19 protein-coding genes are annotated in these 20187 nt (G+C 59.0%); 4 read left to right on the plus strand and 15 right to left on the minus strand.

The window, feature by feature from the left end; genetic code table 11:
* The first annotated feature begins 278 nt into the window (after window positions 1-278).
* The 4 genes from HMPREF9163_RS08530 (at window position 279) to HMPREF9163_RS08545 (ending at window position 6449) form a co-directional block, all read left to right on the plus strand.
* Window positions 279-2390: an alpha-glucoside-specific PTS transporter subunit IIBC gene (locus HMPREF9163_RS08530; protein ID WP_009441340.1), complete on the plus strand. Its 2112-nt coding sequence runs from the start codon at window positions 279-281 to the stop codon at window positions 2388-2390.
* Between the two features lie 228 nt (window positions 2391-2618).
* A complete protein-coding gene (locus tag HMPREF9163_RS08535; RefSeq protein ID WP_009441341.1) occupies window positions 2619-4283 on the plus strand; it encodes an alpha-glucosidase in 1665 nt (554 codons plus the stop codon).
* Window positions 4280-5053 carry an HAD-IIB family hydrolase gene (locus HMPREF9163_RS08540; RefSeq protein ID WP_009441342.1) on the plus strand — a complete coding sequence of 258 codons (774 nt, stop codon included), beginning with the start codon at window positions 4280-4282 and terminating at the stop codon, window positions 5051-5053. The genes HMPREF9163_RS08535 and HMPREF9163_RS08540 overlap by 4 nt, the downstream gene beginning before the upstream one ends.
* 106 nt (window positions 5054-5159) lie before the next feature.
* Complete coding sequence (locus HMPREF9163_RS08545) at window positions 5160-6449, plus strand: hexokinase (protein WP_009441343.1); 1290 nt, start codon at window positions 5160-5162, stop codon at window positions 6447-6449.
* Between the two features lie 64 nt (window positions 6450-6513).
* Here the strand turns inward: HMPREF9163_RS08545 and HMPREF9163_RS08550 are convergent, their stop codons facing one another.
* The 15 genes from HMPREF9163_RS08550 to HMPREF9163_RS08620 form a co-directional block, all read right to left on the minus strand.
* Complete coding sequence (locus HMPREF9163_RS08550) at window positions 6514-7026, minus strand: hypothetical protein (RefSeq protein WP_009441344.1); 513 nt, start codon at window positions 7024-7026, stop codon at window positions 6514-6516.
* A 30-nt stretch (window positions 7027-7056) separates the two neighbouring features.
* Window positions 7057-7293 carry an AtpZ/AtpI family protein gene (locus HMPREF9163_RS08555; RefSeq protein ID WP_009441345.1) on the minus strand — a complete coding sequence of 79 codons (237 nt, stop codon included), beginning with the start codon at window positions 7291-7293 and terminating at the stop codon, window positions 7057-7059.
* Window positions 7294-7326: 33 nt separating this feature from the next.
* Window positions 7327-8481 (minus strand): non-hydrolyzing UDP-N-acetylglucosamine 2-epimerase, encoded by a 1155-nt coding sequence (gene wecB, locus HMPREF9163_RS08560; RefSeq protein ID WP_009441346.1) that lies wholly within the window; start codon window positions 8479-8481, stop codon window positions 7327-7329.
* 120 nt (window positions 8482-8601) lie between these two features.
* Window positions 8602-9648 (minus strand): glycosyltransferase family 4 protein, encoded by a 1047-nt coding sequence (locus HMPREF9163_RS08565; protein WP_009441347.1) that lies wholly within the window; start codon window positions 9646-9648, stop codon window positions 8602-8604.
* A 78-nt stretch (window positions 9649-9726) separates the two neighbouring features.
* Window positions 9727-10125, minus strand: a complete 399-nt coding sequence (locus HMPREF9163_RS08570; protein ID WP_009441348.1) for a hypothetical protein — start codon at window positions 10123-10125, stop codon at window positions 9727-9729.
* A complete protein-coding gene (locus HMPREF9163_RS08575) occupies window positions 10122-11297 on the minus strand; it encodes a DUF3084 domain-containing protein (protein ID WP_009441349.1) in 1176 nt (391 codons plus the stop codon). Before HMPREF9163_RS08575 ends, HMPREF9163_RS08570 begins: the two co-directional genes overlap by 4 nt.
* 32 nt (window positions 11298-11329) lie before the next feature.
* The gene (locus HMPREF9163_RS08580; RefSeq protein ID WP_009441350.1) at window positions 11330-12430 is read right to left on the minus strand and encodes an LptF/LptG family permease; all 1101 of its coding nucleotides are present in this window, start codon (window positions 12428-12430) and stop codon (window positions 11330-11332) included.
* Between the two features lie 131 nt (window positions 12431-12561).
* Window positions 12562-12963: a biotin/lipoyl-containing protein gene (locus HMPREF9163_RS08585; RefSeq protein ID WP_009441351.1), complete on the minus strand. Its 402-nt coding sequence runs from the start codon at window positions 12961-12963 to the stop codon at window positions 12562-12564.
* 97 nt (window positions 12964-13060) lie between these two features.
* Window positions 13061-13198, minus strand: coding sequence for a hypothetical protein (locus tag HMPREF9163_RS12195; RefSeq protein ID WP_009441352.1), 138 nt, complete (start codon window positions 13196-13198; stop codon window positions 13061-13063).
* A 15-nt stretch (window positions 13199-13213) separates the two neighbouring features.
* Entirely contained in the window at window positions 13214-14743 is a 1530-nt protein-coding gene (locus tag HMPREF9163_RS08595; RefSeq protein ID WP_037346712.1) for an acyl-CoA carboxylase subunit beta, read from the minus strand.
* 76 nt (window positions 14744-14819) lie between these two features.
* Window positions 14820-15236 (minus strand): methylmalonyl-CoA epimerase, encoded by a 417-nt coding sequence (mce, locus tag HMPREF9163_RS08600; protein ID WP_009441354.1) that lies wholly within the window; start codon window positions 15234-15236, stop codon window positions 14820-14822.
* Between the two features lie 44 nt (window positions 15237-15280).
* Entirely contained in the window at window positions 15281-16219 is a 939-nt protein-coding gene (meaB, locus tag HMPREF9163_RS08605; RefSeq protein ID WP_037346715.1) for a methylmalonyl Co-A mutase-associated GTPase MeaB, read from the minus strand.
* Between the two features lie 98 nt (window positions 16220-16317).
* The gene (locus HMPREF9163_RS08610; protein ID WP_006692994.1) at window positions 16318-16710 is read right to left on the minus strand and encodes a cobalamin B12-binding domain-containing protein; all 393 of its coding nucleotides are present in this window, start codon (window positions 16708-16710) and stop codon (window positions 16318-16320) included.
* A gap of 87 nt (window positions 16711-16797) precedes the next feature.
* Window positions 16798-18444, minus strand: coding sequence for a methylmalonyl-CoA mutase (locus HMPREF9163_RS08615; protein WP_009441357.1), 1647 nt, complete (start codon window positions 18442-18444; stop codon window positions 16798-16800).
* Window positions 18445-18524: 80 nt separating this feature from the next.
* On the minus strand, window positions 18525-20021 hold the full coding sequence (locus HMPREF9163_RS08620) for an acetyl-CoA hydrolase/transferase family protein (RefSeq protein WP_009441358.1): 1497 nt from the start codon (window positions 20019-20021) through the stop codon (window positions 18525-18527).
* Window positions 20022-20187: the final 166 nt, after the last annotated feature.

The following is a 20187-nucleotide window of genomic DNA, read 5'->3' on the forward strand; positions in this document are numbered from 1 at the left end:
GTCCGCAGGTATTTAGGCGGACGAGCACGCGACCATTTGCGTAACTAAGCGTTCGCGTGGGGTATCTCTGACACATTGACGCCGTGTAACAAATTTCATCCTGTGTACTTTGATACCATCCCCGTACATTCTGCCCGAATGCCGCGAACCTATTGCGTTCGCGGCATTTTTGCGCTATCTTTGGGACAGTGGATTTCATATTAGTTTCAGTTTCATTCTCGGGAGGCGCGGAGCTTCCCCGCCGTAGGGGTTTGGTTTTGGGATAAGGAGGAACGCACATGGCACTCAGTAAGGATGTCATCATGCAAAACATGCAGCGGTTCGGCGGCGCGATGTATACGCCCGTCATCCTGTTTGCATTCTTCGGTCTGACGGTGGCGGTGTCCATCGTCTGCAAGAACGAGGGACTGCTCGGCAGCATCGCCGCGCAGGGCACACTCTGGTATGATTTCTGGTTCGTCGTCGAACAGGGCGCATGGACGGTGTTCGCACAGATGCCTATACTCTTCGCCATTGCCGTTCCCATCGGCTTTGCGAAGAAAGAACCCGCGCGCTGTGCGATGGAATCATTCGTCATCTATATGCTGTTCAACTACTTCATCTCCGCATTCCTCACGCTCCACGGCAGCGCATTTGGCGTGGACTACAGCCAGCCGGCAGGACCCGGCACAGGGCTCGCGATGATCGCGAACGTCAAGACGCTTGACATGGGCATGCTCGGCGCGATCTTCATCGCCTGCTGCACGGCGTTCCTGCACAACCACTTCTATGACACGAACATCCCCGACTGGCTCGGCATCTTCAAAGGTCCCGCGTTCGTCGTGGCGATCGGCTTCGTCGTTATGATCCCGATGGCACTTCTCTTCTGCATCGTCTGGCCGGCGGTACAGCACGCCATCGAGCAGTTCCAGTTCTTCCTCAAGACCAGCGGCATCATCGGCGTCTGGGCATACACCTTCTCGGAGAAAATGCTCCTGCCGGCGGGTCTGCATCACTTCATCTATCTCCCGTTCATCTTCGGCCCTGCGGTCGTCGACGGCGGCATTCAGGCATACTGGCTCGGACATATCAACGACTTTATGGTCAGCGGACAGTCGCTCCGTGAGCTCTTCCCCGAGGGCGGCTTTGCCCTCCACGGCAGCGGCAAGGTCTTCGGTCTGCCGGGCGCAGCACTCGCGATCTACATGTGCGCAAAGCCCGAAAAGCGCAAGAAGACGGCAGCGCTCCTCATCCCCGCAACGATCACGGCAGTGCTCTGCGGCATCACTGAGCCGCTCGAGTTCACCTTCCTCTTTGTCGCACCGCTTCTCTATCTCCTGCACGCTGCTCTCTCGGCGGCGCTCTCCGCAACACTCTATGCGATCGGACTCTCGGGCAACTTCGGCGGCGGTCTCATCGACTGCTTCGTTCAGAACTGGATTCCCCTCTTCCCGTATCACTATGCGACATACCTCACGCAGATCGGCGTCGGTCTCTGCTTCACCGCCATCTACTTCTTCGTCTTCCGCTGGGTCATCCTGCTCAAGGACTACAAGACACCGGGACGCACGGACGACGATGTGCAGGACAAGCTCTTTACCAAGGCGGACTACAAGGCAAAACAGGCGGGTGCAGCAGGTGCTGCGGCAGCCGCTCCCGGCATGAAGCTCGATGAGCGCGATGTCAAGGCGCGCGCCTTCCTCGACGGTCTCGGCGGCGCGGCAAACATCAAGGACGTAACGAACTGCGCAACGCGTCTGCGCGTCACGGTCAACGATCCCGAACTCGTCGCTCCGACGGGTGCATTCACCGAGGCGGGCGCACATGGTCTTGTCCGCAACGGTCACGCATTCCAGGTTATTGTCGGTCTCTCCGTCCCGCAGATCCGCGAGCGCTTCGAGGCGCTCATGACTGCACCCGCCTCCGATGTGGACGAGGTCGCGGTCGGCACGGAGAAATCCTTTGCCGTCACGGCAGTCACGACGGGTCATGTAATCGACATGAGCGAGGTCAAGGACGAGATGTTCTCGCAGAAGATGATGGGCGACGGCGTTGCAGTCGAGCCAACCGAGGGCATCGTTGTCGCTCCTGCTGACGCCGAGGTCACGATGGTCATGGAGGACAGCCGTCATGCAGTGGGTCTCCGTATGGACAACGGCGCGGAACTCCTCATCCACATCGGCGTGGACACGGTGAAACTCGAGGGCAAGGGCTTCGACCTCCTCGTCAAGATGGGTGACCGCGTAAAGGCGGGTGCACCGCTCGTGAAGTTCGACCGCGATGTGATTCATGCGGCGGGCTATCAGGACACCGTCATCATGGCGGTGACGAACTCCGCCGAGTACCCGCTTATGAAGAAGATGACGGATATGGACGCAAAAGCGGGCGAGACCTTTGTGCTGACGTTCTAAATGTGATTTGATCGTGCGTGTGCGAACTCCACGCAAACGGTCGTGTGCTTATCTGCCTAAATACCTGCGGACTTCTTAAACGCGCTTCGCTTGAACGAAAGAAATCCGCAGGGGGCCAGAACGCACACTTTTCTCCGCTTGCTCCACTAGGGTTTGCTTAGGAGCATCGCACGATGCACAACCTCCATCTAGGCATACAAGCACATCAATATACGAAAGGCAACACCAATGAAACCAACAAGATGGTGGCAGAACACCGCCGTCTACCAGATCTACCCGAAGAGCTTCAACGACACGACGGGGAGCGGGACGGGCGATCTGCGCGGCATTACGGCAAAACTCGACTATCTGAAAGACCTCGGCGCGGGCGCACTCTGGCTCACGCCCGTCTATCCCTCACCCATGGTCGACAATGGCTATGACATCAGCGACTACACGGGCATCAACCCCGATTTCGGCACGCTCGCCGACATGGAGGAACTGATCGCCGAGGCAAAGAAGCGCGATATGCGCATCGTCATGGATCTCGTCTACAACCACAGCTCCGATCAGCATCCGTGGTTCATCGAGTCGAAGTCCAGCCGCAACAATCCAAAGAGTGACTGGTACATCTGGCGCGACGGCAAATCCGACGGCAGTGCACCGACGAACTGGCGCGGCATCTTCGGCGGCTCCGCATGGACATACTGCGCGGAACGCGGGCAGTACTACCTCCACACCTTTGCCGAGGCGCAGCCTGACCTCAACTGGGAGAATCCCGAGGTGCGCGCAGCCCTCTTTGCGGCGGCGAACTTCTGGCTCGACAAGGGCGTCGGCGGCTTCCGCATCGACGCGATCACCTACATCAAGAAACCCGCCGTCTTCGCCGACGGCACACCCGATGCGGCGGACGGCATGGTGAGCGTCCACGATATGACGGCGAACACGCCCGGCATCCTCGACTTCCTCCATGAGTTCCGCAGAGAGGTCTTTGACGGACACGACATCTTCACCGTCGGCGAGGCAAACGGTGTCTCGGTCGCAGAGCTCCCCGACTGGGTCGGCGAGAACGGCGTGTTCTCCATGTTGTTCGAGTTTGCCCACGTCCTCGTTCCATACGAGGGCGGCGAATGCTGGTCGAAGATGATCCCGTGGTCGCTTACAAAGCTCAAGAGAGCACTCTCGGCAAGTCAGGCGGGCGTCGCCAAGGAGGGCTGGTACCCGATCTACTTCGAGAACCATGACCGCGCACGCTCCGTCAATTACTTCTTCCCCAATGGCGGCGATACGCGCCTTGCCGCAAAGGCACTCGCAACCGTCCTCATGACCCTGCGCGGCACGCCCTTCATCTACGAGGGCGAAGAGCTCGGCATGAGCAATGTCAAGTGGAACAGCATCAAAGCTTATGATGATATCTCCTCCCACGGGCAGTACGAGCTTGCGCTCAAGGAAGGATTCAGCCCCGCAGAGGCACTTTCCTTTGTCCACTTCAACAGCCGTGACAATGCACGTACGCCGATGCAGTGGAACACATCGGAACATGCGGGCTTTACAACGGGAACGCCGTGGCTGCCCACAAACGAAAACTACCGCGAAATCAATGCGGCGGCTGAGGAAAAGGATGCGGATTCCGTCCTCTCCTATTACAAGCAAATCATTCGTCTGCGCAAGACGAACCCCGTACTGCTCAGCGGCGTCTATGAGGAACTGCTCGCGGACAATGAGCAGATCTACGCATTCTCCCGCACGGAGGGTACGCGCCGCATCGTTACAGCGGTCAATTTCTCTCTGGAGGAGGCGCAGCTGCCCGCAGGATTCCTAAAGGGAGTGCGACTCATCGGCAGCTATACAGATGCACCGAAAAATACACTCCGTCCGCTCGAGGCGGTTGTCTATGAGGAGGAAGTAAAATGAAGGTAGCGGCAAGCGACTACGATGGCACGCTCCTCAGGGGCGGCAAAATCGACGCAGAGACGAAGGAGGGCATCGCCCGCTGGCGCGCCGCAGGGCATAAGTTCGGCGTCATCTCGGGGCGCGACTACGGGATGCTCGTCCCCCAGCTCATTGCGTACGGCGTAGAGTTTGACTACACCGTCTGCAACAACGGCGGCATCATACGGGGTGCGGATGCATCCGTACGATTTCAGGCGGAGATTGATCCTCGCGCGCTCACGGCGATTGCGTCGGAGCCGAGCGCACAGAAGTCGTTCCACTTCGCCTTCTCTGCAGCAGATGTGACCTACCTCTGCCACCACTCCGAGGGCTCGTGGATCGAGCGCGAAGCAAAGGACTGGGACTTCCCCATCGTCTATATCACGGAAGCCGACATCGGAGGGCTGACTGGGATTCAGCAGTTCTCGCTCGGCTTTCATGAGCCTGCCCTGTCCGATGAATGTGCCGCCGTGCTGAACGCAAAACTAGGGGATAAGATTCACGCATTCCCGAACGCGTGCAGCCTTGACATCACGCCCGCCGGCATCAGCAAAGACGAGGGCATCAAGAAGCTCCTCTCTGTCATGGGCTGGAACGGCGCAGAGGTATTCGCCATCGGTGACGAGACGAACGACCTGCCCATGCTGAAGGCATGGGATGGTTACTCGCTCACCACGGCGCGCCCCGAGATTCAGGCACAGGCAAAGCAGGTGTTCCCGAGCGTTGGGGCGATGCTCGATCACTTTTGTTAAACAGATTTAGGTCAGTACAAGCCCCACGCGAACACCTCGTTGCGCAAACAGGTTCGTACGATCCAAGTTCATCACACAAAAACTACTTTGGTTGGGAGGAGTTACCATGGGATTTGATCGTGAAAAATTTGACGAGATAAAGGCAGCCTTCACCATAGATGACGATGCGCTCCGCAAGATCGCCGATGATTTCCGCGCCGATATGTGCGCGGGGCTCGCGGGCAAAGAGGGTGCAACACTCCGTATGCTCCGCTCCTATGCAGGGCTTCCAAGCGGCAAGGAGCACGGCTCCTTCCTTGCGCTCGACTTCGGCGGCACGAACGTCCGCGCCCTGCGCATCCTCCTCAAGGGCGGCGGCGAATACGAGGTGCTGAGCAAGGTTGCAAAGCCGCTCACCCTCCCAGGTGTCTATGACTACGTCAGTGCAGATGCGACGGCGGAGGAGATGTTTGACTTCCTCGCCGCCATCATCGACGAAGCAATCGACGGAAATCGGGAGACGAAATACCTCCTTGGACATACCTTCTCCTTCCCCTCACAGCAGACCGACCTCTACAACGCGAAGCTCATCGTCTGGACGAAGGAGTTCGCCACGCAGGGAGTCGAGGGCAAGGTCGTCAACGACCTGCTCAAGGAGGCACTCGCACGGCGCGGCATGACAAATGTCACCCCCGTCGCTGTCATCAACGATACGGTTGCAGTGCTGCTCGCAGCGGCGTACAAGCACGAGCACACCTACATCGGATCGATCTATGCCACGGGGCAGAACACCTGCTACTACGAGGAGTTCGCAGACGGCAGTGAGACGCCGACCGTCATCAACATGGAGTCGGGCGGCTTTGGACATCTGCCCTTCTCCAAATACGACGATATTCTGGATCGGGAATCCGAGCAGCCCGGCGCACAGCGTCTGGAAAAGATGGTGTCGGGACGCTACCTCGGGACACTCTACGGTGCGGCACTTGCAGATCTCCTCGGTGCGGACGGAGTCTATCCGTTTTCGAGCATCGAGCTCTCCGAGATCATCACCGATGCCTACCTCGACCGCCATGCGGCAGGTGCGGTCATCGAGGCAAAGACGGGCATGACCTTCACCGCCGCCGAGCGCGCCCTGCTGCAGGAGCTTGCGACCGCCGTCATCGTCCGCTCTGCACGTATCGTTGCGGCGACGTACGTCGCCATCATCCAGCACCGCATGGGTGAGAACGAGTTCGAGAACCAGTTTGTCGCCGTCGACGGCTCCGTCTATGAGAAAGTCCCGCTCGTCTCACATCACCTGCGTGGTGCGCTCGACACCCTCCTCTTGGACGAGGCGGTCAACGTCAAGATCATCCTCGAAAACGCCGGCTCTGCCCTCGGCGCAGCGCTTGCAGCTGCGATGACGGAGAAAAAATAAAGATACACACGAAACCGCCCCGCAAGGTTCAACCCTGCGGGGCGGTTGTGTTCGTTTATCTGTACTATTGTTTTCTCTGCTCCAGCAGATCAAAGACTTCGTCCACGTCCATCTCGAACATCTGACTGTCTGCGTAAATCGGTGCGAAATAATAGGCGACCTGCTCCGCATCAAACTCCCGTTCCAGCTTCTCCCAATCGTCTGTTGGAAGAACCGTGAACGCAAGCGTATCACTGCCGAGCGAACCCATATACCATCGAATCTCGTATGCAGGCGCGAGGTATTCCTGTGCCGCCTTGAGCGTTGTATCCCTGTCCGCAGCATCTGCCGCATAGGGGACGGCGTGTGCCTCTCCATCTTTTTTCAGCAGAATATCAAATCCACGCTCCGTCTCAGAGTCCACACATTCGTAGTCGATCTGTGCCTCCTCCGGAAGAACATCATTCAAATAGGAAAGAATACTCTCATCCTCGTCGCCCCAGTCCACCCAGATCAGAGCATCGCTCGCGTCAAATTCGTCCCTATGCTCGCTCGGAGCGGCGAGGAACAATTGCACTTCACGAAACAAGTCACCCATGACAAACCTCCCTCGAATGAAAAGATCGTCTCACACAAGTTTATAATACTTCAGCTGCCGATAGAGCGAGTAAATCGCGGCGGGGAAGCCGAGGACGATGCCGACGATGGTACAGGTACGCCCCGTACCGAGGAAGTCGTCGGCACATTTGCCGAGAAAGATAAATACGCCAAGAAAGACGACAAAGTAGATGCCGACGCCCGAGAGAAGTCCGAATGCACGCAGAGCTTCCACCTTGGCAGACGGCGGTGTGTTTTTCTGCTCCATCGGTTCTCCCTCCCTGCGCACGCGAAAGAAGCCCTATGCCCCGAACGGTTCCGGCGGTGTCTGTGCGTGTCCCGCATGATAGAGAATCGCCTCGATGATGCGGTGACTAGCCTTACCGTCGCCGTAGGGATTGACCGCCTCCGCCATATGCGTATAGGCGGTTGGCTCGGTCAGGAGCCGCATGGTCTCGTCATAGACGCGCTGTTCATCCGTACCGATAAGACGCACAGTCCCCGCCGTGACTGCCTCGGGGCGCTCTGTGGTATCACGCAGCACGAGTACGGGCTTGCCAAGCGAGGGAGCCTCCTCCTGAATACCGCCCGAGTCCGTGAGCACGATGTCAACACGCGCCATAAGATTTGCAAACGGCTCATAGTCGAGCGGATCGATGAGGTGCACGCGCGGAATTCCGCCGAGCTCCTCGCGCACGATCTCGCGCACCTTTGGGTTGCGGTGGACGGGGAAGATGACCTCCACATCGTCCATCTGCTCGATGATGCTGCGAATCGCACGGTAGACGTGACGCATCGGCTCACCGAGGTTCTCCCGCCGATGTGTCGTGACGAGGAGGACGCGGTGATTTGCAAAGTCCACACCCGCCAACTCTGTGGGAAGCACATAGTCGGGGCGTACGGTGTGATGCAGTGCATCGATGACCGTATTGCCCGTGACGAAGATGCGCCGCTCGGGCACTCCCTCGGCGAGGAGGTTCGCGTTTGCGGTCGGCGTCGGTGCGAAATGCAGGGTTGCGATCCCACCCGTCAGGCGGCGGTTCATCTCCTCGGGGAACGGCGAATAGATGTCATGCGTCCTGAGCCCCGCCTCGACGTGACCGACGGGGATCTGATGGTAGTATGCGGCAAGCGCGCCCGCAAATGTCGTCGTCGTGTCGCCGTGGACGAGCACGAGGTCGGGTCTCTCCTTTTGAAAGACCTCGTTGATGCCCATCATCGCACGCGTGGTGATGTCGAAGAGGGTCTGCCCTGCCGCCATGATGTTGAGGTCATAGTCGGGGACGATGTGGAAGAGGTGCAGCACCTGATCGAGCATCTCGCGGTGCTGCGCCGTGACGAGCGTCCGCGTCTCGATCTCGTCCGTGTGCTGCATGAGCGCCCTGACGACAGGTGCCATCTTGATTGCCTCGGGACGCGTGCCAAAGATCGACATGACTTTGATTTTGCCGGTCATTCTGTCTTTGCTCCTCTCTGGATATGGAATCCCCAAATTTATATTTCTAGCTCAAATATTTTGAATCCTGCGGTTGAAGCCCCTTGCGGGGGGCTGCTTCGGAAAGGCTTCTTTTCAGTTCTATTTCTGCGGCACATCCATGCGGAAAATGCCCAGCTTGCGCGCGCCGATGAAAACCGCCGCCGCGACAATCAGGATGATGAGTGCTGCCGCCTGCGGGCTGACTGCCGTGAGGGCAAGCGCACACAGCCCAAAGAGGCCACTCACAACGTACATGAGCAGCACCGCCTGTTTCTGTGTGAAGCCGTGCGCGAGGAGGCGATGATGGAGATGCCCCTTGTCCGGCTTGAAGATCGGGCGATGATTGCGCGCGCGCCGCACGATGGCAAACGTCGTGTCGAGGATCGGCAGCCCGAGCGCGAGAATCGGCACGATGAGCGCAATGGTCGCAGCGCTCTTGACTGCGCCGACGACGGAGATGCCCGCGAGCATGAAGCCGAGGAACATGCTCCCCGTATCGCCCATGAAGATGCGCGCGGGGTTGAAGTTGTAATAGAGGAAGCCAACCGCCGCGCCCGCGAGCGCCGCCGTCAGCATCGCGACGAAGGGGATGCCCTCCTCCATTGCGACGAGAAAAATTGTAATCGCGGCAATCGAGGAGACCCCCGCCGCAAGACCATCCAGCCCGTCGATCAGATTCACGGTATTCGTCAGACCAACAACCCAGAAAATTGTCGCGGGAATTGCGAACCATTCCAGATAGATGAAGTCGCCAAGCGGGTCGGTGATGAAGTCGATGCGCACATCAAACGCGATGACAAGCACAGCGGCGGCGACGATCTGCCCGAGCAGCTTCACCTTCGCGGGCAGATCGCAGTAGTCGTCGATGATGCCGATTGCGACGACGATCGTGCCGCCGACCATGAGTCCAATGAGGCTCATCATGAACTCTGACGTAAGGTCGACAAAGAGGAGCTGTACGAGGATCGACACCATGAATGCGGCGTAGATCCCGATGCCGCCGATGCGCGGAATCGGGCGCGCGTGCACCTTACGCGCGTCAGGCTTGTCGAGCGCTCCCGTGCGCCGTGCAAAGGCAATGACACCGGGCGTGATTATGAGCGCCATGCCAAGCGCAATCATAAATGCTAAGACATTATCGGGCATGAATTATTGCTCTCCTTCATCGAGGTGATCTGCAAGCATACTTCTAGTAATCTTACCGCAGGACAGGTGCTCTGTCAATCAAACAATTTGCTCATTCAAAAATCGCCGCGCGAGGATCACTGCGACGAAATCATCCACAGGCGCGGGCGGCACAAGCATGCCGCGCGGCACGATCCGCCGCCATCCGCGCGGTGGATGTACCTCCCAGTACAACGCCTTCGCCGCATCCGTCGTGCGGTACTCATCGACGAGCGTCACCGTGCGCCCCAGCGCCTCAATGCGCGCCTGTGCCTCTGTACTTGTCGTGCCGTTGCCCATGATGATGATCGGATCATGCGCCGTCGCGAGCGTGTCGACTGCATCGGCAAGTGCCGCCGTCGCCACAATCTCCTGCGTCAGGATGCTACCGCCGGCCGCAAGCACGGCGACGCCGCATTTCTCGCGTCCGGGGTCAATCGCAAGGACGGGACATCTCATGCGCCGCCCCCGTTTTCACTTTCAATCTTGAATTTCAGCCGCAGAGGCCCCATTGCGTCCGTATCGCCGTCCGCATAGGCGGAGATGACAACCGCGCCCGACTGCCCCGCGAGATCCTGCACAAGAGTGTAGAACTCCGCGCCTTCGATCACGCCAACCGTTCCGCGAATCGGATCGGGCAGGATGCCCTTTGCCGATGCCGCAGCATTGACCTCGCGCAGGAACGACATGACCGACTGCTCCGCAGCCGCCCCCATACCCTCGGGCGCATAGACACGGGCAATGATGAGCTCGCCGTCGTGATAGATGACACGGTTCGGGTACAGCTCGATGGACGCGCGGATCTCATCCCCGCGCACGAGATTCCCCGCCGCAACGATCCGCACGATCATATCGACGGAACTCGCCTCGATTGCTTTCACAGCGGCATCGTACTCCGGCCCATAGATCCAGATGTCCTGATCCGTATGGTTCTCCCCGAGGCGCGCGGAGATGTTGCGTGTGCCGAGCTGCGCAATCCCCGCTAGTCCGCGCTCAACCTCATCGTGGCTGAGTCCTGCGGGAATGATGCCGCTCGCGATGATCTCGCCCGCCTGATAGGTGATGTTCCCCTCGCGCAGATTCAGGATGTTCTCGCGCAGCTCATTTGCACGCACGCCAAGCGCCTGAATGTCGGCGAGCAGCGTTTCATTTTCGCCCGAGAGCCGCCCGTTGATGGAAATGAGCCCCTCTTTCTCCATCATGAGCGCGCGGTTGCCTGCCGACAGCCGATCCGACTCCGCGCGCAGATCCGACTGCTCGCCCTCGAGCCGCGCGATCTCCTCCTCAGACTTCTTGAGATCGCTGCTTGCCTTTGCCTGCGCCTCCTGCGCCTGCTGCAGCTCCCCAGATGTGAAGTCAAGCGCCGCGCGTGTATCGGCAATCATCGCATTCAGCCGATCCATGCCGAAGAGCGCCGTGCGCACATTCTCAGACGCCGCCGCGAGAATGCCGAACGTCACCGTCGTGATGCAGATCCCCGTAAAAATCGTCACAATCACTGCCGTATGGCGTGGGCGCAGCCCAAAAATAGACAGCTTCTTCTTTCCGATGCGCGTCCCTAGGCGATCACCAATGAAGGCGATGACGCCGCCGACAACCGCGAGAACGAGGATGAGCGTGATACCGTACATGAGCGTCACCCCTTTCTATCGTGTTCCAAATTTTACTGTGAGGCACGCTTCAGCAGAACCGCCCCCGCGATGATGCCGACGATATTCGGCAGCCAGACGGCAAGCATTGCCGGCAGTACTTCACCACGTGCAAATGCATTGCCCATCGTCATGAGTGCATAGTAGATAAAGATGATGATCACGCTCATCGCAAAGCCCGCCGACGAGGAGTTGCGCGTCGGCTGGAGGCCGAGCGGCACGCCGATCAGCGTGAAGATGAGGCTCGCCATCGGAATTGAGACGCGCTGATAGAGCTCCGTCTCGAGCTTCGAGGTATTGACATACTGGGTCTGCATGAGTGCAATCTGCTCACGCAGCTCACGCATCGTCATCTCCTCTGGTTTTTTCTGTTCGCTTATGATTTGACGCGGGTCTTTCTGAATGGGCAGCACCTGCGTCTCAAAGCGCATGCGACGCTCGAGATGTTCGTCCGCGATCTCATAGACATCGCCCTTGTGCATGATCCACTCCGAACCCGTCCACTCCGCGTACTCCGCATTCTCGACATACGTGACCTTGCCGTCCGCGCCGAACACCTGCAGACTCACGCCCGTGAGGCGCTGCTGCTCCGCATCGTAGGAACGCGCATACACGAGCCGCTGGATCGCGCCGTCCTCGATCTCCTTGATGATGAGATGCTCCTGCGACTTCATGCCCGAATTGCCTTCAATCTCATAGTAAATGACGTTGCGGTACGCCGTGTTCGCACGCGGCACAATGTGCTCGTTGAAGAGGATCGCGCCGACGCTCACGAGAAAGCCGAGCAGGATCGCGGGCGCGGCAATCCGCCCGAAACCGATGCCGCAGGACTTCATCGCCGTGATCTCGCTCGCGGACGAGAGACGCCCGAACGTCAGGAGGCTCGCAAGCAGCATCGACATGGGGAACGTCCACATGACGACCCCGGGCAGGCTGTACACGAAAATCTTGATGATCGATGGCAGTGATGCGCCGTAGTCCGTAATGTACTGCGCAATGCGAAAGAGCGTGCCCGAGCCGATGAAGACCGCTGAGAACGCACAGATTGCAAAGAGGAAGGACTGAAAGACCTCCCGAAAGATGTATTTGTCGAGGATTCGGATGTTCAGGCGCATAGAGCCCTCCTCTGATCGTTTCTGTCATGAGTGGTATTGCTCTATTTTATCATTTTCGCCTCTCCTTGACAAGGATAACAAAAAGGAGCCCCTTGCGGGGCTCCCGATCGAACGATAATGCTATGCAGCGATTAGCCGAGGATGACCATGGACTCGCGCACCTTGACCGACTGGCCTGCGGAGACGTTGACCGCCTTGACCGTGCCGTCAGCAGGCGCAGCGATCTCGTTCTGCATCTTCATCGCTTCGAGGATGAGGAGCGTGTCGCCTGCCTTGACAGCCTGACCGACCGAGACCTTGACCTCGATGATCTTGCCGGGCATCGGAGCGTCCACGGACTGCTCGCCAGCGCCAGCCGTAGCAGCGGGAGCTGCCGGTGCTGCGGGAGCAGCCGGAGCCGGTGCAGCAGAAGGTGCGGGAGCGGGAGCCGCAGCACGCGGTGCAGCAGCAGGAGCAGCAGCGCCGCCTGCGCGTACCTCCTCGACCTCAACCTCGTAAGCAGTGCCGTTGACAGTGATGTTGAACTTCTTCATGTGTTATTCCTCCAACATTTATATTCCCAAGGGGAGCGCGGACAACATCCGCTTATGCCCCCTCTCGGCGACAGACTACCTGCGTGCGCAGGAATTCTCAAAGGTTGCTACGGTTGGCAAGCGTCCAGACCTCTGCGGGCTTGATGCGCACAGCGACGACCTTGCCCCCCATTGCCGACTGAACGGCAGCGGTGATGGCGGCGACGATCTCCGGCGCCACGGTATTTGTAGCCATATTTTGCCTCCTGCTTTAGAGAGGAATGTTCCCGTGCTTCTTCGCGGGATTGTCCTCACGCTTGCTCGAGAGTGCGTTGAGCGCCGTGATGATGTACGGGCGCGTCTCGCTCGGCGTGATAACCATGTCGATGTAGCCGCGCTCTGCCGCCTTGTACGGGGTCGCGAACTCCTCGATGTACTCTGCCGTGCGCGCATCCTTGTCCGGATCCTTGCGGAAGATGATGTTGGCAGCACCCGCAGGTCCCATGACGGCGATCTCAGACGTCGGCCATGCCATGACCTGATCTGCGCCGAGCTCGCGGTTGCACATTGCGATGTAGGAGCCGCCGTACGCCTTGCGCGTGATGACCGTGACCTTCGGCACTGTCGCCTCGCTGTATGCATACAGCATCTTTGCACCGTGGCGGATGATGCCGCTGTACTCCTGATCGACACCCGGCAGGAAGCCCGGCACGTCGACGAGGTTGACGAGCGGAATGTTGAACGCATCGCAGAAGCGGATGAAGCGCGCCGACTTGTTGGACGCATCGACATCAAGGCAGCCTGCCATGACGTTCGGCTCGTTCGCAATGATGCCAACCGTGCGGCCGTCAAAGCGTGCGAAGCAGCAGATGATATTTGTCGCGAAATGCTGGTGCACCTCGTAGAACTCGCCGTTGTCGACGAGGCTGCGGATGACATCCTTCATGTCGTACGGCGCATTCGGATTGTCAGGGATGAGCGTATTGAGGCTCTCGTCCTGACGGTTCGGGTCATCGCCCGTCTCCACGCGTGGTGTTTCCTCCATGTTGTTGCTCGGGAGGAAGGAGAGCAGATAGCGGATCTGATCAATGCAGTCCTCATCGTTCTCCGCTGCAAAATGTGCAACACCGGAGCGGCTGTTGTGCGTCATCGCACCGCCGAGCTCCTCCGCCGTAACCTCCTCCGCCGTAACGGACTTGATGACGGCCGGACCCGTGATGAACATCTGGCTCGTGTTCTTCACCATGAAGATGAAGTCCGTGAGCGCCGGGCTGTAGACCGCGCCGCCAGCGCAGGGTCCCATGATGACGGAGATCTGCGGGATGACACCCGAGGACTTCGTGTTGCGGTAGAAGATGCCGCCGTAGCCCGAGAGTGCGTCAACTGCCTCCTGGATGCGCGCGCCGCCCGAATCGTTGATGCCGATGCAGGGTGCGCCCATCTTCATCGCAAGATCCATGACCTTCCAGATCTTGTGTGCATGCTTCTCACCGAGCGAGCCGCCCTCGACCGTGAAGTCCTGCGCGAATGCGTAGACAAGACGACCGTTGACCGTGCCGTAACCCGTCACAACGCCCTCGCCCGGCAGCTCCTTCTTGTCCTGACCGAAGTTCGTGCAGCGATGGCGAACGAACATATCCAGCTCGACGAAGGTGTCCTCATCGAAGAGCAGGTTCAGGCGCTCACGCGCGGTGAGCTTGCCCTTGCTGTGCTGCTTCTCGATGCTCTTGGCACCGCCGCCCTGCATGAGATGTTCTTTCTTCTCAAGCATGAGCTCAATTTTTTCCTGGACTGTGGACATCATATCCCTCCTGTATATTTACCTGCAGGGCGCCGGAATGAAGCGCCCTGCGGCTTTGTGTTAAAGAAGAGTTCGCTCAGCGATCCTCGTGCTCACAAATCTCGAGGAGAACGCCCTTCGTCGATTTCGGATGGAGGAACGCGATCTTCGCGCCGCCCGCACCGATACGCGGCTTCTCGTCGATCATCTTGACGCCCTTCGCCATGAGGTCGGCGATTGCGTTCTCGATGTTGTCAACGCGCAGAGCGATGTGCTGGATGCCCTCGCCCTTCTTCTCAATATATTTCGTGATTGGGCTGTCGTCCGCCGTGCCGATGAGCAGCTCAATCTCGCTGCCGTTCGGCGTCGGGTGGAACGTCGTCGTGACCTTCTGCTCTGCGACGGTCTCCTGATTCGTGCAGGGGATGCCGATGATATCCGACCAGAAATTCTTCCCCTCTTCGAGATCTTTCACGGCAACGCCGATATGATCCACTGCCAGAACCTTGAACATTGGTACTTCCTCCTTGGGGAATTGCCGCGCGGCAGATTCCCACGTTACGATAACATTTCGGCCATGACATCGCCCACTACTGTGTAGGGGTCGGTCTCATGCGCCTTGATCTGCGCCACATAGTCGTCGAGCCTGCCCGTATCGACAATGCGGTGCTCGATGTGACGGCGGACGCCTGCGTGCAGGATATCCAGCATCTCATCGCGTGTGCGGCGTGTGCGCCGCTCTGTGAGGACGCCGTTGCCTTCAATGTGGGCACGGTGTTCCTCGATGGTGTCAACCAGCTCCGCGATCCCTTCGCCGCGATTCGCGACGACCTTACGGATCGGCGGACGCCAGTCCGACATATGATCGTCCAGATCCAGCATCATATTGATCTCACGGACGAGCTTATCCGCGCCGTCAAGATCGGACTTGTTGATCGCGAACACGTCGCCAATCTCAAGGATGCCCGCCTTGATTGCCTGGATGTCGTCGCCCATGCCCGGAATCAGTACAACCATGGTAGTGTCCGCCGCCCGCACGATATCCACCTCGGATTGCCCGACACCGACGGTCTCGACAAAGATGATGTCCTTGCCGAACGCATCCATGACCTTCACTGCGTCCGCAGTCTTGTGCGAGAGGCCGCCGAGGCTGCCGCGCGTTCCCATGCTGCGGATAAAGACACCCTCGTCGAGGGTCAGGTCATTCATACGAATGCGATCGCCGAGGATCGCACCGCCGGAAAAGGGGCTCGTAGGGTCGACGGCGATGATGCCGACGGTTTTCCCGCGCTTGCGGTATTCCTTGGCAATCTTGTCCGTCATGGTGCTTTTGCCCGCACCCGGAGGGCCGGTAATGCCGAGAACATAGGCATGTCCCGTATGCGGATAGAGCGCTTTCATGATGTCGGTTGCATTCGCCCGCTCGTTCTCGATCGCCGTGATGGCGCGCGAGAGCGCGAGGCGGTTGCCCTTCAGCACTTCGGCTGCAATATCCATGCGCCCACCTCCTTCGCGCAGTCGCTCCACAGGAAACAAACGAATGGACGACAGACGGAAGTCCCTCTGCCTGTCATCCATCCTTTCAAAGCAGCGTTTTACGCCACATGTTCCTTGATGAAGTCAACTACTTCGCCGGTCGGTGTGCCGGGGGTAAATACTGCGGCAACGCCCGCATCCTTGAGAGCGGGAATGTCGCCCTCGGGGATGACGCCGCCGCCGATGACGAGCACGTCGTTCATGCCCTTCTCACGCAGGAGATTCACAACCTTCGGGAAGAGATGCGGATGCGCACCCGAAAGAATGCTCATCGCAACGACGTTCACGTCCTCCTGCAGAGCCGCCTCAGCGATCTCCTCGGGGGTCTGACGCAGCCCCGTGTAGACAACCTCGAAGCCTGCATCGCGCAGGGCGCGGGCAACAACCTTTGCGCCGCGATCATGACCATCCAGACCCGGCTTTGCAACGAGCACTCTGATTTTCTCTGCCATTTTGATATTCCTCCTGAACGGGACTGCCGCAGTCTGCGCTGCGGCGCGCCCCCATTGCATTCACCTAATCGTTTCCGAACCCCGTTCTTACAGGTTGACGTGTGCCTCGTACTCGCCGAAGACCTCGCGCATGACGCCGCAGATCTCGCCGAGTGTTGCATAGGTCTTGACCGCTGCGAGGATGTGCGGCATGAGGTTCTCGTTCTCGTCGCCACACGCCGCCTTGAGGTCTGCGAGCGCTGCCTGCACTGCTGCATTGTCGCGCTTCGCCTTCATCGCCTCGACCTTCGCCTTCTGCTTCTCGCCGACGGATGCGTCGACGCGGAGCAGGTTCTTCGGCGCCTCTTCCTCCACCTGGAACTTGTTGACACCGACGATGACGCGGGCACCGGACTCGACGTCCATCTGCCACTTGTAGGCGCTGTCCTGAATCTCCTTCTGGATGTAGCCCTTCTCGATCGCCGCAACAGCGCCGCCGAGATCGTCAATCTTCTTGATGTACTCCCAAGCCTCTGCCTCGATGCGGTTCGTCATCGCCTCGACGTAGTAGGAGCCTGCGAGCGGGTCAATCACATCGGCAAGTCCGCTCTCGTACGCAACGATCTGCTGCGTGCGGAGGGCGACCATGACCGAGTCCTCGGTCGGAAGCGCAAGCGCCTCGTCGCGGGAGTTCGTGTGGAGGGACTGCGTGCCGCCCATGACCGCTGCTGCAGTCTGGAGGGCAACGCGCACGATGTTGTTGTTCGGCTGCTGTGCGGTCAGCATGGAGCCTGCCGTCTGCGTGTGGACGCGGAGCATCATGGACTTCGGCTTCTCCGCCTTGAAGCGGTCCTTCATGACCTTTGCCCAGATGCGGCGGGACGCGCGGAACTTCGCAACCTCTTCGAGCACGTTGTTGTGTGCGTTCCAGAAGAAGGAGAGGCGTCCTGCGAAATCGTCGACGCTGAGACCTGCCTTGATGGCGGCCTCAACGTAGGCAATGCCGTCCGCAATGGTGAATGCAATCTCCTGCGATGCCGTGGAACCGGCCTCGCGGATGTGGTAGCCCGAGATGGAAATCGTGTTCCAGTTCGGGACGTTCTTGGAGCAATATTCAAAGATGTTCGTGATGAGGCGCATGGACGGGCGCGGCGGGAAGATGTACGTGCCGCGCGCCGCATACTCCTTCAGGATGTCGTTCTGGATCGTGCCCTTGAGCTTGTCCGCCGAGACGCCCTGCTTCTCCGCCACTGCGATATACATCGCGAGGAGGACGGACGCGGGAGCGTTGATCGTCATGGACGTGGAGACCTTGCCGAGGTCGATCTGATCGAAGAGGATCTCCATGTCAGCGAGCGAGTCGATCGCAACGCCGACCTTGCCGACCTCGCCCTCAGCAATGGCATCCGTGGAGTCGTAGCCAATCTGCGTCGGGAGGTCAAATGCACAGGAAAGTCCCGTTGCGCCGCTCTCGATGAGGTAACGGTAACGCTTGTTGGACTCCTCCGCCGTGGAGAAACCTGCGTACATACGCATCGTCCAGAAGCGCCCGCGATACATGGTCGGCTGAACGCCACGGGTATAGGGGTAGACACCGGGGAAGCCGATGTCCTCTGCGTAGTCCGTCTCCTTGATATCGAGCGGGGTGTAGAGTCCCTGCTCGGGGATGTGGGGACGCGCCGGGAACTTCGCCGTTGCCTTTTCTACGGTAGCATTGTACTTGTCAAGCCCCGCCTGGATCTTTTCATTGCTCATGAAAGTATTCTCCTTTACCTTTACAGTTCTTTTGTTGGGGGTATATCCCCCTAAAGGGCTTTGTGCCCTTTTTTTATAATTTATTTCTGCATCGACCCAGTCGCGAGGAAGCGCTGATGGAAGGAAAGCGCCTCATCGAGCAGGTGCGGCGTCTGTGCGCCCTTGGTCGCTGCAAGTGCACGCTCGTAGTAGTCGAGCAGGATCGGACGGAAGTCCGGATGCGCGCAGTTGTTGATGATCTCGAGTGCGCGCTCACGCGGGGATTTGCCGCGCAGATCCGCAACGCCCTGCTCCGTGATGATGATATCGACATCATGCGCACCGTGATCGATGTGCGAGCAGAACGGAACGATCGAGGAGATCTTGCCGCCCTTTGCCTCGGACTGCGTGTAGAAGATCGTGAGGTAGGCGTTGCGTGCGAAGTCGCCGCTGCCGCCGATGCCGTTCATCATCTTCGAGCCCGTGACGTGCGTGGAATTGACGTTGCCGTAGATGTCGACCTCGATCGCCGTGTTCATCGCGATGACGCCGAGACGGCGGACAACCTCGGGGTTGTTCGAGATCTCCTGCGGGCGGAGCATCATGATCTTCTTGTACTTGTCGATGTCCTTGTAGAAGCGCTGGAGACCGTCCGGCGAGGGCGAGAACGCCGTGCCCGACGCAAACTTCAGCTTGCCCGCATCCGCAAGGTCGAACATGCCGTCCTGGATGACCTCGGTGTAGACCTCAAGATCCGTGAAGTCGGAGTTCACAAAGCCCGCGATAACCGCGTTTGCGACGTTGCCGACGCCCGACTGCAAGGGCAGGAGTCCCTTCGGCATACGACCCTCGGCGATCTCCTTCTTGAGGAGTTCGACCGTGAATGCGCCCATCTTGCGCGCCGCATCATCGAGCGGAGCGAGCGGACGCGTCTTGTCCGTGATGTCGCAGGGGACGATGTACTTGATCTTCTCGAGCGGACAGGGCATAAAGGTCGTGCCGATGCGATCGCCCGCCTTCGTGATGGGAATCGGCAGACGGTTCGGCGGATCGAGGGGGATGTAGATGTCGTGCATGCCGACGAGTTCCATCGGCTGGCTCGTATTCACCTCGACGATGACCACGTCCGCACTTTGGATGAAGGACGGCGTATTGCCGACCGAGGTCGAGGGGATGATGCCCTCCTCAGTGATGGCAACCGCTTCGACGAGTGCGACGTCGATCTTGCCGAGGAAGCCCTCGCGCGACTGCTGTGCCACCTCGGAAAGGTGCATATCGATGTAGTTCACGAGACCGGAGTTGATCGCATTGCGCAGCGGCGTATTCGTCTGATAGGGAAGACGCTGCTTGATGCCACCCGCTTCAGCCAGAGCACCGTCCAGCTCGGGCCCTGTCGAAGCACCCGTCCAGATGTTCACCTTGAACGGATTCTTCTTCATGCGCTCGGCGATGGCAAGCGTGACTGCCTTCGGATAGCCGGACGGGGTGAAGCCGCTCGCACCGATGGTCATGCCGTCGGCAAAGTATTCTGCCGCCGTCTCCGCGCTCACAATCCTGTCCATCAGGGACTTGGGTATGCGATCGGAAATATCGATCATAGAAAAACCTCCCTCTGATACGCCGGACAGCAAACGCCGCCGTCGTCCATTGCTCCTATGACTCACGCGCCAAAAATCCGCAGATATTCGGAACATCTTGTTTCATCTTGTGAATTATTCATGGTAGGAATGTTCAGAATAACTGCAAGTTATCGTAGCTACATAA

Origin of the sequence: Selenomonas sp. oral taxon 138 str. F0429 (genome assembly GCF_000318175.2) — a bacterium.
Lineage (GTDB): Bacteria > Bacillota > Negativicutes > Selenomonadales > Selenomonadaceae > Centipeda > Centipeda timonae.

Coding starts and splice junctions, on each gene's coding strand:
- HMPREF9163_RS08530 (WP_009441340.1), top strand. CDS start 279: ATGGCACTCAGTAAGGATGTCATCATGCAAAACATGCAGCGGTTCGGC.
- HMPREF9163_RS08535 (WP_009441341.1), top strand. CDS start 2,619: ATGAAACCAACAAGATGGTGGCAGAACACCGCCGTCTACCAGATCTAC.
- HMPREF9163_RS08540 (WP_009441342.1), top strand. CDS start 4,280: ATGAAGGTAGCGGCAAGCGACTACGATGGCACGCTCCTCAGGGGCGGC.
- HMPREF9163_RS08545 (WP_009441343.1), top strand. CDS start 5,160: ATGGGATTTGATCGTGAAAAATTTGACGAGATAAAGGCAGCCTTCACC.
- HMPREF9163_RS08550 (WP_009441344.1), bottom strand. CDS start 7,026: ATGGGTGACTTGTTTCGTGAAGTGCAATTGTTCCTCGCCGCTCCGAGC.
- HMPREF9163_RS08555 (WP_009441345.1), bottom strand. CDS start 7,293: ATGGAGCAGAAAAACACACCGCCGTCTGCCAAGGTGGAAGCTCTGCGT.
- wecB (WP_009441346.1), bottom strand. CDS start 8,481: ATGACCGGCAAAATCAAAGTCATGTCGATCTTTGGCACGCGTCCCGAG.
- HMPREF9163_RS08565 (WP_009441347.1), bottom strand. CDS start 9,648: ATGCCCGATAATGTCTTAGCATTTATGATTGCGCTTGGCATGGCGCTC.
- HMPREF9163_RS08570 (WP_009441348.1), bottom strand. CDS start 10,125: ATGAGATGTCCCGTCCTTGCGATTGACCCCGGACGCGAGAAATGCGGC.
- HMPREF9163_RS08575 (WP_009441349.1), bottom strand. CDS start 11,297: ATGTACGGTATCACGCTCATCCTCGTTCTCGCGGTTGTCGGCGGCGTC.
- HMPREF9163_RS08580 (WP_009441350.1), bottom strand. CDS start 12,430: ATGCGCCTGAACATCCGAATCCTCGACAAATACATCTTTCGGGAGGTC.
- HMPREF9163_RS08585 (WP_009441351.1), bottom strand. CDS start 12,963: ATGAAGAAGTTCAACATCACTGTCAACGGCACTGCTTACGAGGTTGAG.
- HMPREF9163_RS12195 (WP_009441352.1), bottom strand. CDS start 13,198: ATGGCTACAAATACCGTGGCGCCGGAGATCGTCGCCGCCATCACCGCT.
- HMPREF9163_RS08595 (WP_037346712.1), bottom strand. CDS start 14,743: ATGTCCACAGTCCAGGAAAAAATTGAGCTCATGCTTGAGAAGAAAGAA.
- mce (WP_009441354.1), bottom strand. CDS start 15,236: ATGTTCAAGGTTCTGGCAGTGGATCATATCGGCGTTGCCGTGAAAGAT.
- meaB (WP_037346715.1), bottom strand. CDS start 16,219: ATGGATATTGCAGCCGAAGTGCTGAAGGGCAACCGCCTCGCGCTCTCG.
- HMPREF9163_RS08610 (WP_006692994.1), bottom strand. CDS start 16,710: ATGGCAGAGAAAATCAGAGTGCTCGTTGCAAAGCCGGGTCTGGATGGT.
- HMPREF9163_RS08615 (WP_009441357.1), bottom strand. CDS start 18,444: ATGAGCAATGAAAAGATCCAGGCGGGGCTTGACAAGTACAATGCTACC.
- HMPREF9163_RS08620 (WP_009441358.1), bottom strand. CDS start 20,021: ATGATCGATATTTCCGATCGCATACCCAAGTCCCTGATGGACAGGATT.